The 13,391-nt window shown below is 63.6% G+C and carries 10 protein-coding genes; 2 read left to right on the top strand and 8 right to left on the bottom strand.

All coding sequences use genetic code 11. The features are described 5' to 3' along the window. Positions 1-2: 2 nt before the first annotated feature. From arcC to ACEWPL_RS12480, 8 genes are all read right to left on the bottom strand, one after another. Positions 3-914, bottom strand: a complete 912-nt coding sequence (arcC, locus tag ACEWPL_RS12515) for a carbamate kinase (protein WP_393929643.1) — start codon at positions 912-914, stop codon at positions 3-5. Between the two features lies 1 nt (position 915). Then, on the bottom strand, positions 916-1,917 hold the full coding sequence (gene argF / locus ACEWPL_RS12510; protein WP_393929645.1) for an ornithine carbamoyltransferase: 1,002 nt from the start codon (positions 1,915-1,917) through the stop codon (positions 916-918). 13 nt (positions 1,918-1,930) lie between these two features. Beyond that, positions 1,931-2,953, bottom strand: a complete 1,023-nt coding sequence (locus ACEWPL_RS12505; RefSeq protein ID WP_393929647.1) for an Acg family FMN-binding oxidoreductase — start codon at positions 2,951-2,953, stop codon at positions 1,931-1,933. Between the two features lie 15 nt (positions 2,954-2,968). Beyond that, positions 2,969-4,198 (bottom strand): arginine deiminase, encoded by a 1,230-nt coding sequence (locus tag ACEWPL_RS12500; RefSeq protein WP_393929649.1) that lies wholly within the window; start codon positions 4,196-4,198, stop codon positions 2,969-2,971. A gap of 12 nt (positions 4,199-4,210) precedes the next feature. Continuing rightward, positions 4,211-5,656, bottom strand: coding sequence for a YfcC family protein (locus ACEWPL_RS12495; RefSeq protein ID WP_393929651.1), 1,446 nt, complete (start codon positions 5,654-5,656; stop codon positions 4,211-4,213). Positions 5,657-5,794: 138 nt separating this feature from the next. Beyond that, on the bottom strand, positions 5,795-6,922 hold the full coding sequence (locus ACEWPL_RS12490; protein ID WP_393929653.1) for an ABC transporter permease: 1,128 nt from the start codon (positions 6,920-6,922) through the stop codon (positions 5,795-5,797). Between the two features lies 1 nt (position 6,923). Next, complete coding sequence (gene rbbA, locus ACEWPL_RS12485) at positions 6,924-9,641, bottom strand: ribosome-associated ATPase/putative transporter RbbA (RefSeq protein WP_393929655.1); 2,718 nt, start codon at positions 9,639-9,641, stop codon at positions 6,924-6,926. After that, the gene (locus ACEWPL_RS12480) at positions 9,638-10,615 is read right to left on the bottom strand and encodes an HlyD family secretion protein (protein WP_393929657.1); all 978 of its coding nucleotides are present in this window, start codon (positions 10,613-10,615) and stop codon (positions 9,638-9,640) included. The genes rbbA and ACEWPL_RS12480 overlap by 4 nt, the downstream gene beginning before the upstream one ends. A gap of 153 nt (positions 10,616-10,768) precedes the next feature. On the opposite strand from ACEWPL_RS12480, the gene ACEWPL_RS12475 reads away from it, so the two are divergent. Then, positions 10,769-12,610: a PHA/PHB synthase family protein gene (locus tag ACEWPL_RS12475; RefSeq protein ID WP_393929659.1), complete on the top strand. Its 1,842-nt coding sequence runs from the start codon at positions 10,769-10,771 to the stop codon at positions 12,608-12,610. 19 nt (positions 12,611-12,629) lie between these two features. Further along, the gene (fabI, locus tag ACEWPL_RS12470; protein WP_393929803.1) at positions 12,630-13,388 is read left to right on the top strand and encodes an enoyl-ACP reductase FabI; all 759 of its coding nucleotides are present in this window, start codon (positions 12,630-12,632) and stop codon (positions 13,386-13,388) included. Positions 13,389-13,391: the final 3 nt, after the last annotated feature.

Genomic DNA, 13,391 nt, shown 5'->3' with positions numbered 1-13,391 from the left:
CCTCAGCCGTCCTGCGACACGCGGGTGCCCGCAGTGCCGCCAAGGATATCCAGCGCATCGGCCAGCCGGCCAATGCCCGCGACACCGCCCCGATCGACAAAATCGCAGGCCGCGGTCAATTTCGGCCCCATCGAGCCTTTGGGCATGTCCAGCGAACGGCCCTCCTTGGGCGTCACATGGCGCAGCGGCTGCGCGTCATCGGTGCCGAAGCCCTGATATACTGCATCGACATCGGTCAGCAGCAGCAGCGCATCCGCACCGATATCGGCAGCCAGAAGCGCGCTGGCCGCATCCTTGTCGATCACTGCCTCGATGCCGACCATGCTGTCATCGGCGCGGCGCATGACCGGGATGCCGCCCCCGCCCGCGCAGATGACGATCACGCCTTGATCCAGCAGCAGGCGCAGCACCCGCAGATCGGGGATTTCGACGGGTTTGGGCGACGGCACAACACGGCGCCAGTGATCGCCGTCCTGCGCTATGGTCCAGTCTGCGGCCTTGGCGCGCGCCTCGGCCTCCTCCTTGGAATAGACCGGCCCGACGAACTTGGTCGGGCTGCGAAAGGCGGGATCCTTCGGGTCTACCACGACCTGCGTCAAAAGGGTGGCGACCGCGTGATCATGGCCCAGCGCATTTTCCAGCTCCTGTTCGATCAGGTAGCCGATCATGCCCTCTGTCTCGGCCCCCAGAACGTCCAGCGGATAGGCCTCGTCCGGTTTGTAGGCCGCGCCCTGAAGGGCCAGCAGCCCCACTTGCGGGCCGTTCCCGTGCGTCACGATCAGGCGGTGCCCGGCGCGCACGATCCGCGCCAGCGCCTCGGCGGCGACCTTGACATTGGCGCGCTGCGCCTCGGCTGTCAGCGGCTCACCCCGCTGTAAGAGAGCGTTGCCCCCCACGGCTGCGACGACCAGCATGTCAGGCCCCCAATGTGGCGACGAGGACCGCCTTGATCGTGTGCATTCGGTTTTCAGCCTGATCGAACACGATCGACGCGGCGCTCTCGAACACTTCCTCGGTCACTTCCATCGCATCGAGACCGAACTCCTCCTTCATCTGCTTGCCCACCGTCGTCTCGGTGTTGTGAAACGCGGGCAGGCAATGCATGAAGCAGGCGCGCGGATTGCCGGTCTTTTTCATCACCTCCGCCGTCACCTGGTAGGGTTTCAGCAGCTTGATCCGCTCGGCCCATTTCTCCTTGGGCTCGCCCATCGAGACCCAGACATCGGTATAGATAAAATCGGCGTCCTTCACGGCAGCATCCACATCCTCGGTGATCGTCACCTTTGCGCCGGTCTCGGCGGCGATTGCCTTGGCCTCGTCGATGATGGCCTGATCCGGCCAGCAGGCCTTGGGCGCGCACAGACGCACATCCATGCCCATCTTGGACGCGCCGATCAGCAGGCTGTCGCCCATGTTGTTGCCCGCATCCCCCAGAAAGGCGAAGGCGACGCGGTGCAGCGGCTTCTCCACATGCTCCTGCATGGTCAGGAAATCCGCGAGGATCTGGGTCGGGTGAAACTCGTTCGTGAGGCCGTTATAGACGGGCACGCCGGAATACTCGGCCAGCTCATCAACCACTTCCTGACCAAAGCCGCGATATTCGATCGCGTCATAGATCCGGCCCAGCACCCGCGCGGTGTCCTTGACCGATTCCTTGTGCCCGATATGCGAGCCTGTCGGCCCCAGATAGGTGACGCGCGCGCCTTGATCATAGGCCGCCACCTCGAACCCCACGCGGGTGCGCGTGCTGTCCTTCTCAAAGATCAGCGCGATGTCCTTGCCTTGCAGCTTGGGCACCTCGGTGCCGGTGTATTTCGCCACCTTCAGATCGGCGGCGAGTTTCAGCAGAAAGGCGATTTCGCGCGGACTGTAGTCGCGCAGGGTCAGGAAATGCCGGTTCTTCAGATTGTAAGCCATTGTGCTATCTCCATTATTCAGCTGCCATGATGACGTCATCCACGTCGCGTCGGTATGAGTAGGGCAGACGCGCGCCGCGCCCGATCCGCACCACCAAGGACGGGCGGCCCTCGGTCATGCCGATCAGGCGCGCGACGTGGGTGCGCTGCGCCGGTACCTCGACCGCCTGATTGACATGCGCCATCACTAGCCCCAGTGAGGTCGCCGCCAAGGCAAACCTTTGGAACGCACGGCCCGTCTCGATCCAGTTTTCCGGCGTATCGGCATGGCTGACGAAAATCATCAGGGCAGAGGCGCTGGCGATATGGTCGCGGATCTTTCCGGTCTCGGAACGGACGCCGTAGACCAGCGGGAATACCAGCCGGCCCATCCATTCCGGCAAACCCGGATTGCCAAGGCATCGCCCAAAGAGCCCATCGCGCCGCGTGCGGGCCTCTTGCGGGCTGAACCGTATCCAATGCATCAGTTCACTGACAAAGGCCGGGTCTGCCATCTGGTCCGCGTTACCGGCCACAACCGCCTCGCAGAGCGACGCGATCTCTTCAGGCGCGTCCACAAGGCGGACTGTCACGCGCGGGGACTTGGCCGCCTCGCTCAACGCATCTTTTTCGGCATCGGTCAGCGGGCGCGCATCGTATCTGTTTCGCGTCGACTGGCGCAGGGGAATGGCGGCGATAAGCGGCGAGGGTTCGTCAGGGCCTGTCTTCAAATCAATCTCGATGGCCGTGCCTCCCTCGGTGATGCGCGGCACCGCAACTAGGCCGAATCCAGTTGCGGCAATCACGATGTTCTCCGCCGCGCAGCCAAGGCTGACATAGAGATGGTGATCGTCAGGATCGACGGCAGGACATCTGCGACGATGGTCGGCGCGCAGCACGATGCGATCCGGGCTGACCTCGAAACGCCATGGCTGCGTGTTGTGGCTGTTCGCGGCCAGAACCGCGAGGCGCACCAGTTCCCTGCTCCGGCCATCGGGTGACCGGATCTGGGTATCCATCGGAGCGCGGAAAGCGCCCAGGGGTGCGTGATCGTTCATCTGGCCGACCCCGCCTTATACGGGGTCGCGCATGGTCGGGCAGCTCATACAATGGCCGCCGCCGCGCCCGCGGCCCAGCTCGGCGCCGGGGATGGGCAACACCTCGATGCCCGCGGCCTTTAGCGCGGCATTGGTGTCATCGTTGCGATCATAGCCGATGACCACGCCGGGCCGGAGCGCCAGCACGTTGTTGCCATCGTTCCACTGCTCGCGCGCGCGCTCTTCGGGGGTGTCGCCACCGGTCGCCACGATCTGCAGCTTCTTGTAGCCCAGCACCTCGGCCACGATGTCGAAGATCGGGCGCGGGTCCTTGCGGAATTGCAGCGGAGCGGGACCGTCACCGGGGCGGATGTCATAGCAGACCAGCTCGTCCGCGACTTCCTTGAAGGTGGTAACCACGTCGCCGCCGCAGAGGGTGAAGACGGTATCCAGATGCATCGCCGCGCGCGATTTCGGGATGGCGAAGGCCAGCACACGCTGCGCCGCGCCGGTATCAAAAAGCGCCTCGGCCAGTTGGCCCACGCCTTGCGGGGACGACCGCTCGCCCATGCCGACGAGAACGGTGCCGTTCCCCACGGGCATGATATCGCCGCCCTCGACGGTGGCCAGCCCGTGATCCTCGGTGGGATCGCCCCAATGGATCGTCGTCTTGCCCGCGAACTTCGGGTGAAACTTGTAGATGGCCGTGTTCAGCAGCGTCTCGGGCCGCCGCGCGGGCCAATACATCGGGTTGACCGACACGCCGCCGAAGATCCAGGCCGAGTTGTCGCGGGTGAAAAGCGCATTGGGCAGCGGCGGCAGGATGAAACCGTGCGGGCCCAGGTAGCTGCCGAAAAGGCCGGTCAGCTCAAATGGCACATCGTCAACCGCCAGACCGCCCAAGAGATGCTCGGCCAGCTCGGCACTCGGCAGCTCGTCCATCCAGGCGCGCAACTCCAACATCATGCCGACGCCGATCTGGTCGGGCACGATGCGGTGGTCCAGCACCCAGTTGCGCCCCTTGGCAATGTCCAGCGTCTCGGCCAATAGGGTGTTGACGTCCAGAACCTCGACGCCTTCGCCGCGCATCGTTTCGGCAAAGACATCATGATCCTTTTGCGCCTGCTTGACCCAAAAGACGTCGTCAAAAAGCAGGTCCTGGCAGTTTTCCGGCGTCAGCCTGCGATGGGCCCGGCCGGGGCGGCAAATGATGACCTGCCGCAACTTGCCGGTTTCAGAATAAACGCCCAGAGGTTCGTTTGACATGTCTTGCCTCCTTCAGATGATGGCGGCGATGCTGAGCGCCGCTGAGATGAAAACGACCAGGATCAGAAGCAGAGGCCAGATGAAGACCAGCCAGCGGTCATAGGACACCCGCCCGATGGCGAGGCCGCCGATCACGACCGCAAAGGTCGGATTGATCAGGTTCACCAACCCGTTGGCCGATTGATACGCCGTGACGACCAGACTGCGCGCAACACCGGCAAAATCCGCAAGGGGCGCCATGATGGGCATCGACAGCACGGCCAGACCGGATGACGACGGAACGAAGAAGCTCATGCCGACCTCGATCCAGAACATCAGATTGATGAAAGCCAGATCGCCCAGCCCGGCAAGGGACTGCTCGGCACTGTGCAGAATGGTGTCTGCGATCAGGCCGTTCTCCATGATCACGACGATGCCGCGCGCAAGGCCCACCACCAGCGCCACGCCCAGAAGGTCACGCGCGCCATCGACAAAATTGCCGGTGATCTGCTTCTCTCCCATACGCGAGACGAGGCCGATCAGGATAGCCGAGCCGAGGAAGAGCGCGCCCATGCGGGCCATCCACCAGCCTTGACTGGAGACGCCCCAGATCATGGCCGCGAATGTCAGACCGAAGATGATCAGCACAATCGACTGCGTGCCGGTCAGATTGGGTGCCTCGGCGCTATCCGGCTGATCCTTGAGAAAAATACGGCGATGTGCATCGGCCTGCTTGGCCACAACCGAGCGCGACGGATCCTCCTTCACCCGGGATGCGTATCGCATGACATAGGCAGCGCAAACGATCAGCCCGCCGATCAGCAGAATGAAACGCAGGATAATGCCATCAGTGAACGGAATGCCCGATGCGTTGGCCGCGATGACCGTCGCGAATGGATTGATCGTTGATCCGAGCACGCCGATACCCGCGCCGATCAGAATTATCGCGACACCGGTGACCGCATCGTAACCCGCGGCGATCATGATGGGGATCAGAATGGCATAGAAGGCCAGCGTCTCTTCGGCCATCCCGTAGGTCGTGCCGCCCAAGGCGAACAATGTCATCAGGATCGGAATCATCCAGATTTCGCGGCCCTGTAGCCGGCGCATCACCGTCCGGATGCCGGTATCAATCGCACCGGTCGCGTTCACAATGCCCAGAAAGCCGCCCAGAAACAGGACGAAAAGCGCGACATCGATGGCATTGGCGGCATAACTGTCGGGATCATAGAAACCCGCGGTCGGCGCCAGAAGCACATCCCAGAAGCCCTGAGGGTTCGGGTCCACCTGCTGATAGGTCCCCGCAACGGCGATTTCCCGGCCCACTGCGTCGTCCATGACGCGGTCATAGCTGCCCGCAGGTATGATCCAAGTCAGCACCGCCACCAGAATGATGAGAAGGAAAAGAATTGTGTAAGCCGTCGGAAAGCGTGACTGTGTCTGCGCTTCCGGGCTGTCAGTGGTTGGCGTTTCCGGCATGATTTCTCTCCCTGCAAAATGGCTTGCCCTTCGCCATCAATCGACGATCGGAAAACGTGACGTTCATCTGGCACATTGACCGCGGGCACAGTTTCAGGATTGACGTTCGTCAATAAGCTAGCAGGTTGAGGCCGTGTTTTACTGTGCCGAAGCCATCGTCTGCCGGAACCGCAGGAGGGCGATCACGAAGAAAATCGCGCTCAGCGCCACCATGATCACCATGTCGGGCCAAACCGTCGCCAGCCCCGCGCCGCGATAGAGAATGGCCTGCGAAAACGCCACGAAATGCGTCGAGGGCGCGATCTGCATCACGTTTTGCAGCCAGGTTGGGATGCTCTCCATCGGTGTGGTGCTGCCCGAAAGCAGGTTCATCACCACCAGAACCGGCAGGGCCAGCAGGCCGAATTGCGGCATCGAGGTGGTGAAGGTCGCCAGAAGTATCCCCAGCCCGGTAACCGAGATCAGGTAGAAGACCGCGCCCGCCACGAAAAGCGTGATCGACCCTGCGACAGGCACGGACAATATCCCCTGCACCACGATCCACAGCGACAGCACAGCGGCGATGATGATGATCAGTCCATTGGCCCAGATCTTGGCCAGCATGATCTCGGCCGGGGTGACGGGCATGACCAGAAGATGCTCGATCGTGCCGCGTTCGCGCTCGCGGATCAGGGCCGCGCCGGTCAGCAGCACCGCCAGAATCGTGACGTTGTTGATCACCTGCATGACCGATGAGAACCACGTCGATTGCAGGTTGGGGTTGAACTGCGCGGTGACGATCAGGTCGATGGGCAGGCTGGTCTCGCCCTCGGTGCCGGTGACGAATTTCGATAGCTCGGTGGCAATGATTTCCTGCAGGAAAACCGAGCCGTTCCCCGCCTGCACCATCGCGGTGGCATCGACATTCAGCTGGATCGAGGGCTGAAGCCCGGCAAGCACATCCGCCTCGAACCGGGGCGGGAAGGAGAGCACGAAGACGTAGTCGCCGCTGTTCATGACGCGGTCCAGCTCGCCCAGGGATATTTCCTGCGGCGTGTCGAACTCGGGCGGCAGGACCGCCCCGATGATGCGCCCCGTGAGGTCGCTGCGATCCAGGTCGACATAGGCGACCGATGCGTTGATCACCTCCAGCTTGGCCCCCGTCGCGACGGCGTAGACGGCAAAGCTGAACAGGTAGATGATCAGGAAGAGCAGCGCTGGATCGGTCCAGAGGCTGCGCAATTCCTTGCGCCCCAGCCGATAGATGTTGGACAGCCACTGAAACATCTCAGCGTTCCTGCTTGTTGAGGGCCGCGATCGACACCGCGGCAAAGAAGATCGCAAAGCCCGCCAGCGCCAGATGATTTCGCCACAATTCAGCAAAGCCGAGATCCTTGGTGAATACTCCGACGCTGATTTGCTGATACCATCCCGACGGAAAGCTCAGCCCGATCACCTGCCCGCTGCCCGACAGCGACGATACCGGCACCAGCAGCCCCGAGAAGTTCACTGCCGGAATGATCGAGATCACCGCCGCGGCAAAGGTGGCTGCCACTTGCGTCCTGGTGAAGGTCGAGATCAGGACGCCAAAGCCGGTTGTCGCCATGACATAGAACAGCGTGCCCGTGACCAGCGCCGCGACCGAGCCCTTGATCGGCACGTTGAAGACCCCGTAGGCGACGATCAGCAGCGTCACGAAACTGAGCATCGCGATGACGACATAGGGCAATTGCTTGCCCAAGAGGAACTCGGCCCGCGTCACCGGGGTCGAGCGGAAATTGGCGATCGAGCCGGTTTCCTTTTCCCGCACGACACCCATGGCCGACATCATGGACGGGATCAGAACCAGCATCAGCATGATCACCGAAGGCACCATGGCGACGACGCTTTTGAAGGCCTGATTGTAGCGAAACCGGGTTTCGACACCCGCCGCGCTGGTGTCGATGATCTCGCCATAGGTCCGCTCGGTTTGGGTCTGCGTGTAGGCGGCGGCCAACCCGGCAAGATATCCGCGCGTCGTCTCGGCCCGGAAGGGCATGGCGGCGTCCAGCGCAACGCGCACCTCCGGCCGGTCGCCGCGCAGGAGCGCCTTGCCGAACTCGGGCGGAATCTGAACGGCGATGGCGATTTCGCCATCGCGCAGCCGAGCCTCAAGCTCGTCCGCGCTGGCGGCGGTGGGCTGTTCCTCGAAATAGCGCGAGCCGGAAAACGCCTCGAGCAGCTCGCGGCTTTCGGCGCTGCGGTCCTCGTCCAGCACGGCATAGGGCAGGTCCGTCACGTCGAAGGAGATGCCATAGCCGAAGGTCAGCATCAGAATGACGGGCCCCATGAAGGCAAATGTCAGACGCAGCGGATCGCGCAGGATCTCCATCGTCTCGCGCCGTGCAAAGGCCCACATGCGCGAGGCGCCGCCGCGCTGGCGGGCCGCGCCCTTGCGATGTTGGACAGGGGCCGCACGCGGCGGGGCATCGGCCTCACCGGCCGCTTCGCGCAGATAGCTGACGAAGGCGTCATTGAGGCTGTCCGCGCCTTTGGCGTTGGCAATCTCGTCCGGCTTGCCCACGGCCAGAACGCGGCCCGCATGCATCAGCGAGATGCGATCACAGCGCTCGGCCTCGTTCATGAAATGGGTCGAGACGAAGATCGTCACACCGTCCTTGCGCGACAGGTCGATCAGGTGCCGCCAGAACGCATCTCGCGCGATGGGATCGACGCCCGATGTCGGCTCGTCCAGGATCAGAACGTCGGGCGAATGGATCACCGCGACGGCCAGTTGCAGGCGCTGCCGGATGCCCAGTGGCAAGGCGTCGGGCCGCTCGTCAGCCTCATCCACCAGCTCGAAAGTTGCCATCGTCTCGGCGACCCGCCCGGCCCGCTTGGCCGCGGGCAGCTGGTAGAGCTCGGCATGCAGTTCGAGGTTCTGGCGCACGGTCAGCTCGCTATAGAGCGAAAAGGATTGCGACATGTAGCCGACCCGCTGGCGTGTGCGCATGTCGCCCGCATTCAGCGTTTCGCCAAACAGCAGCGCTTCGCCCGCGCTGGCGGGCAGCAGCCCGGTCAGCATCTTCATCGTCGTCGTCTTGCCGCAGCCGTTGGAGCCCAGAAAGCCGAATATCTCGCCGCGCTCGATCTCGAAATTGACCGAGTCGACGGCGGTAAAATCACCGAATTTGCGCGTCAGCTCCTTGGCCTGAATGGCGGGCGGTCCGTCGAATGCACGGCGCGGCGGCACGGTGACGGCAGTGTGGCCCCGGCGCGTCGCCTCAGGCAGCAATGCGATGAACGCCTCTTCAAGCGTCGCCTCGCCGCTGCGCTTTAGCATCTCGGATGGCATGCCGGTGGCGATGACCCTGCCGTCCGACATCGCCGCCAGCCAGTCAAAGCGCTCGGCCTCTTCCATGTAGGCGGTGGCGACGATCACGCTCATCTGCGGGCGCTGCTGGCGCATCCGGTCGATCAGATCCCAGAACTGCTGACGCGACAGCGGATCGACGCCTGTTGTCGGCTCGTCTAGGATCAGAAGATCGGGATCATGGATCAACGCCGAGCAGAGCGACAGCTTCTGCTTCATCCCGCCCGAGAGCTTGCCTGCGGGCCGGTTCGGAAAGGGATCAAGGCCTGTGGCCTGCAGCAGATCGGCAATCCTCTCGCGCCGCTCGGCCTCGCCCTGCCCGAAAAGGCGGCCAAAGAAATCGAGGTTCTCGGTCACCGTCAGCGTGGGATAGAGGTTTCGCCCCAACCCCTGCGGCATATAAGCGATGCGCCGGTTGCAGGCCCGCAGATGCGCGCAGCTGCGGATATCGCCGTTCAGCACATGCACGTCCCCGGTCTGGATCTGGCGGACACCGGCCAGCAGGGCCAGCAGCGTCGACTTGCCCACGCCGTCCGGCCCGATCAGCCCGGCCATGCACCCGGCGGGCACCGTTAGCGAGACATCGTCGAGTGCCGCAGTCTGCCCGTAGCGATGCGTGACCGCCGACAGTACCGCGACCGGCGGCGGGGTCATCGCGGCAGTCTCACCGCGAGCTCATCGGGCCACTCCACGGTGTCATCTACCCGGACATATCCCACCCCCGGCACGCCCGTACGCGCGCGGTCCTGATACTGGGTTAGAAGCTTGGGCGAGATGGTCAGCTTGACGCGGAACACCAGCTGGTCGCGCTCTTCGTCGGTCTCGACGGATTTGGGCGTGAACTGGGCCGTGCTGGCCACGAAGGACACTGTGGCCGGGATGACGTAATCGGGGATCGCATCAAGGATGATCCGACCCTCGGCGCCGATGGCAAGGCGGCCCGCGTCGCGGGAGGGCAGGAAGACGGTCATATACATGTCCGACAGGTCGGTCAGCGTCGCGATGCTGGTTCCGGCCGCAACGACCTCGCCCTCGTGCTCCAGCACGTATTGCACTCGCCCGGCGCGCGGGGCGCGCAGTGTAGCATCGTTGATGTTGCTCTGGATGCCCTCGACCGCGGCCTCGGCGGCGACGATGGTCGCCTTGGCCAGAGGGATGCCCGCCTCGGCGGCGGCAAGCGCGGCCTCGGCGGTGTCCAGCGCGGTGCGCTGCGTGTCCAGCTGCGCCTGACTGTTGAAGCCGTCGGCGGCCAGTTTCTCGACCCGGTCATAGGCTGCCCTGGCGGTCGTCAGCTCGGATTTGCGCTGACGCAGCAGCGCATCTGCCTGCAATTGCTGCTGCTCGGCCTGCTGCACGGCGGCCTTGGCCTGCCGCAGATTAGCCTCGAGCGCCGTTGTCTCAAGCCGGGCGATAATCTGCCCCTGCTCGGCCCAATCCCCCTCGGATACCAGCACTTCTGCCACCTTGCCCCCGGTCTTGGCCGCGACGGCGAGGCGCTCGGCCTCGATCCGCCCGTTCGAGCGGCTGATGCCATCGGGCAGCGAGGATTGCTGCGAAATCTGCCACCAGACTGCCGCGCCGATCACGCAGGCAAGAAGGACCAGTCCGGCCAAGAGGGTTTTCTTCATTATCCATATCCCCTTCATGCTCTGCGACGCTGCAATGCAGGTGCAGCATCCTTAATTCGGCCCCTCGGCCCGGGGATTGACCAAGGTCAATTCCAGAAAATTCCCTTTCGGATAGGTCTGGGCCGAATTTGTCCGCTCGTGAAAGGGTCGAGAATGGCGCAGGTCTCCTCGGATCAGAAGAAACAGGCACCGGCGCAGACGCCCCCGCCGCGAAAACTGCCCTACATCCCTCCGCCCGGACTGTTCAAGGAGCGGGCCGAGCAGGTGGCGCACACGCATGTCACGATGGACCGCGCCCTCGACAAGGGTGTGAAGGCCGCTCAGGCACGGTTCACCGCGGGTCTCTCGCCCATTGCGCTTGCCATGGCCTATTCGGACTGGGCGCTTCACCTTGCCTCTGCCCCCGGCAAGCAGTTGGAACTGGTCGAGAAGGCGGGCCGCAAGATCTGGCGCTTTGCCAATTACGCCGCGCTCTGCGCGCATGATCCGGACACCCACGAGACCTGCATCACCCCCCTGCCCCAGGACAAGCGCTTCCGGGGCGAGGCCTGGCAGAAATGGCCCTTCAACGCGATGTCGCAGGCGTTTTTGCTGAACCAGCAATGGTGGCACAATGCCACCACCGATGTCGAAGGCGTGACCGCACGGCATAGCGAAGTCGTCACCTTTGCGGCGCGTCAGATGCTCGACGTCTTTTCGCCGTCGAACTACCCCGCCACCAACCCCGAGGTTCTGGCCCGGACGGTGCATGAGGGCGGCATGAACCTGGTGCGGGGCTGGCAGAATTTCGTCGAGGATCTGTCACGCGTCCAGGCGGGCAAGAAGCCCGTCGGCGCCGACGCCTTCCAGGTGGGCCGCAACATGGCCATCACACCCGGCAAGGTCGTCTATCGCAACCATCTGATCGAGCTGATCCAATACGCGCCCGCCACGGACAAGGTGCGCCCCGAGCCGATCCTGATCGTGCCCGCATGGATCATGAAATACTACATCCTCGACCTCAGCGAGACCAACTCTCTGGTGCGCTACCTGACCGAGCAGGGTTTCACCGTCTTCATGGTGTCGTGGAAAAATCCGGACGCCGAAGACCGCGATCTGGGCATGGATGATTACCAGTCACTTGGCATCATGGACGCGCTGGATGTAGTCGAAACCATCTGCAAGGGTCAGAAGGTGCATGGCATCGGCTACTGCCTTGGCGGCACCCTCCTGTCGATTGCCGAGGCGGCGATGGTCCGCGATGGCGACGAGCGGCTGCGGAGCCTCACCCTGCTGGCCGCGCAGGTGGATTTCACCGAAGCGGGCGAGCTGACGCTGTTCATCGATGAAAGCCAACTGACCTTCCTTGAGGACATGATGTGGGACAAGGGGTATCTGGACACCACGCAAATGGCCGGCGCGTTCCAGCTCTTGCGCTCGAACGACCTGATCTGGTCGCGGGTCATCCACGATTACATGATGGGCGAGCGATCGGGCATGAATGACCTCATGGCTTGGAATGCCGATGCGACGCGGATGCCCTACCGGATGCATTCCCAGTATCTGCGGCGGCTATTCCTCAACAACGATCTGGCCGAGGGGCGCTATCACGTGGGCGAGCGGCCCATCACCGTCTCGGATATCCGCGCGCCCGTCTTCATGGTGGGCACCGAACGCGACCATGTCGCGCCGTGGCACTCGGTCTATAAATTCCACATCTTGTCGGATACCGAAGTGACCTTCGCACTGACCAGCGGCGGGCATAATGCGGGCATCGTCTCCGAGCCGGGGCATCCGCGCCGCCATTACCGGATCCGGACCAAGGCCAAGGACGCGCCCTATACCGATCCGGACCGCTGGATGAATGAGACACCCGCGCAGGAGGGCTCGTGGTGGCCCGCCCTGGCCGAGTGGCTGGGCGAGCGGTCGGGCGATCTGGTGGCGCCGCCCGAGATGGGCACCAAGGCCCGTCCGCCGCTCTGCGACGCGCCCGGCACCTATGTCTATCAGGAGTGACCCCTTGATGCTGGAGTATCTGCTGAAGGGTAAGCGCGGCCTTGTCGTGGGGATCGCCAATGAGCATTCGATCGCCGCGGGCTGCGCCACCGCCTTTCACGCGGCGGGCGCAGAGATTGCCATAACTTACGCCAACGAGAAATCCCGCCCCTTCGTCGCCCCGGTCGCGGCTCAGCTGGAGGCGCCCCTGTTCCTGCCGATGGACGTCGAACTGCCCGGCCAGATGGAGGCCGTCTTTGCCGAGATCGAGCGTCTCTGGGGCAAGCTGGATTTCGTCCTGCACTCCATCGCCTTCTGCCCGCGCGACGATCTGCACGGGCCAGTCAGCGAATGCTCGCAGGAGGGGTTCGCACAGGCGATGGATGTCTCGGTGCATTCGCTGATCCGCATGACCCGGCTTGCCGTTCCCCTGATGCCGCAGGGCGGCAGCATCCTGACCATGAGCTATTACGGCGCCGAGAAGGTGGTCGAGCACTACAACATCATGGGGCCGGTCAAATCGGCACTTGAAGGCACAGTGCGCTACCTTGCCGCCGAGCTGGGGCCGAAACAGATCCGCGTCAACGCCATTTCGCCCGGCCCGCTGCAAACGCGGGCGGGATCGGGCATCGCCCATTTCGACGAGCTGATCGACGCCGCCCGGCGCCGCGCGCCCGAACGAGAGCTTGTCAGTATCCACGATGTCGGCAACATGGCCGCCGGGCTGGTCAGTGACCTCTCGGCCAAGGTCACCGGAAACACCGCCTATGTCGATGGCGGATATCACGTGCTGGCCTGACGC

Source organism: Roseovarius roseus (genome assembly GCF_043355935.2).
Taxonomy (GTDB): Bacteria; Pseudomonadota; Alphaproteobacteria; order Rhodobacterales; family Rhodobacteraceae; genus Roseovarius; species Roseovarius roseus.
This window is presented reverse-complemented; position numbering and strand designations above follow the sequence as displayed.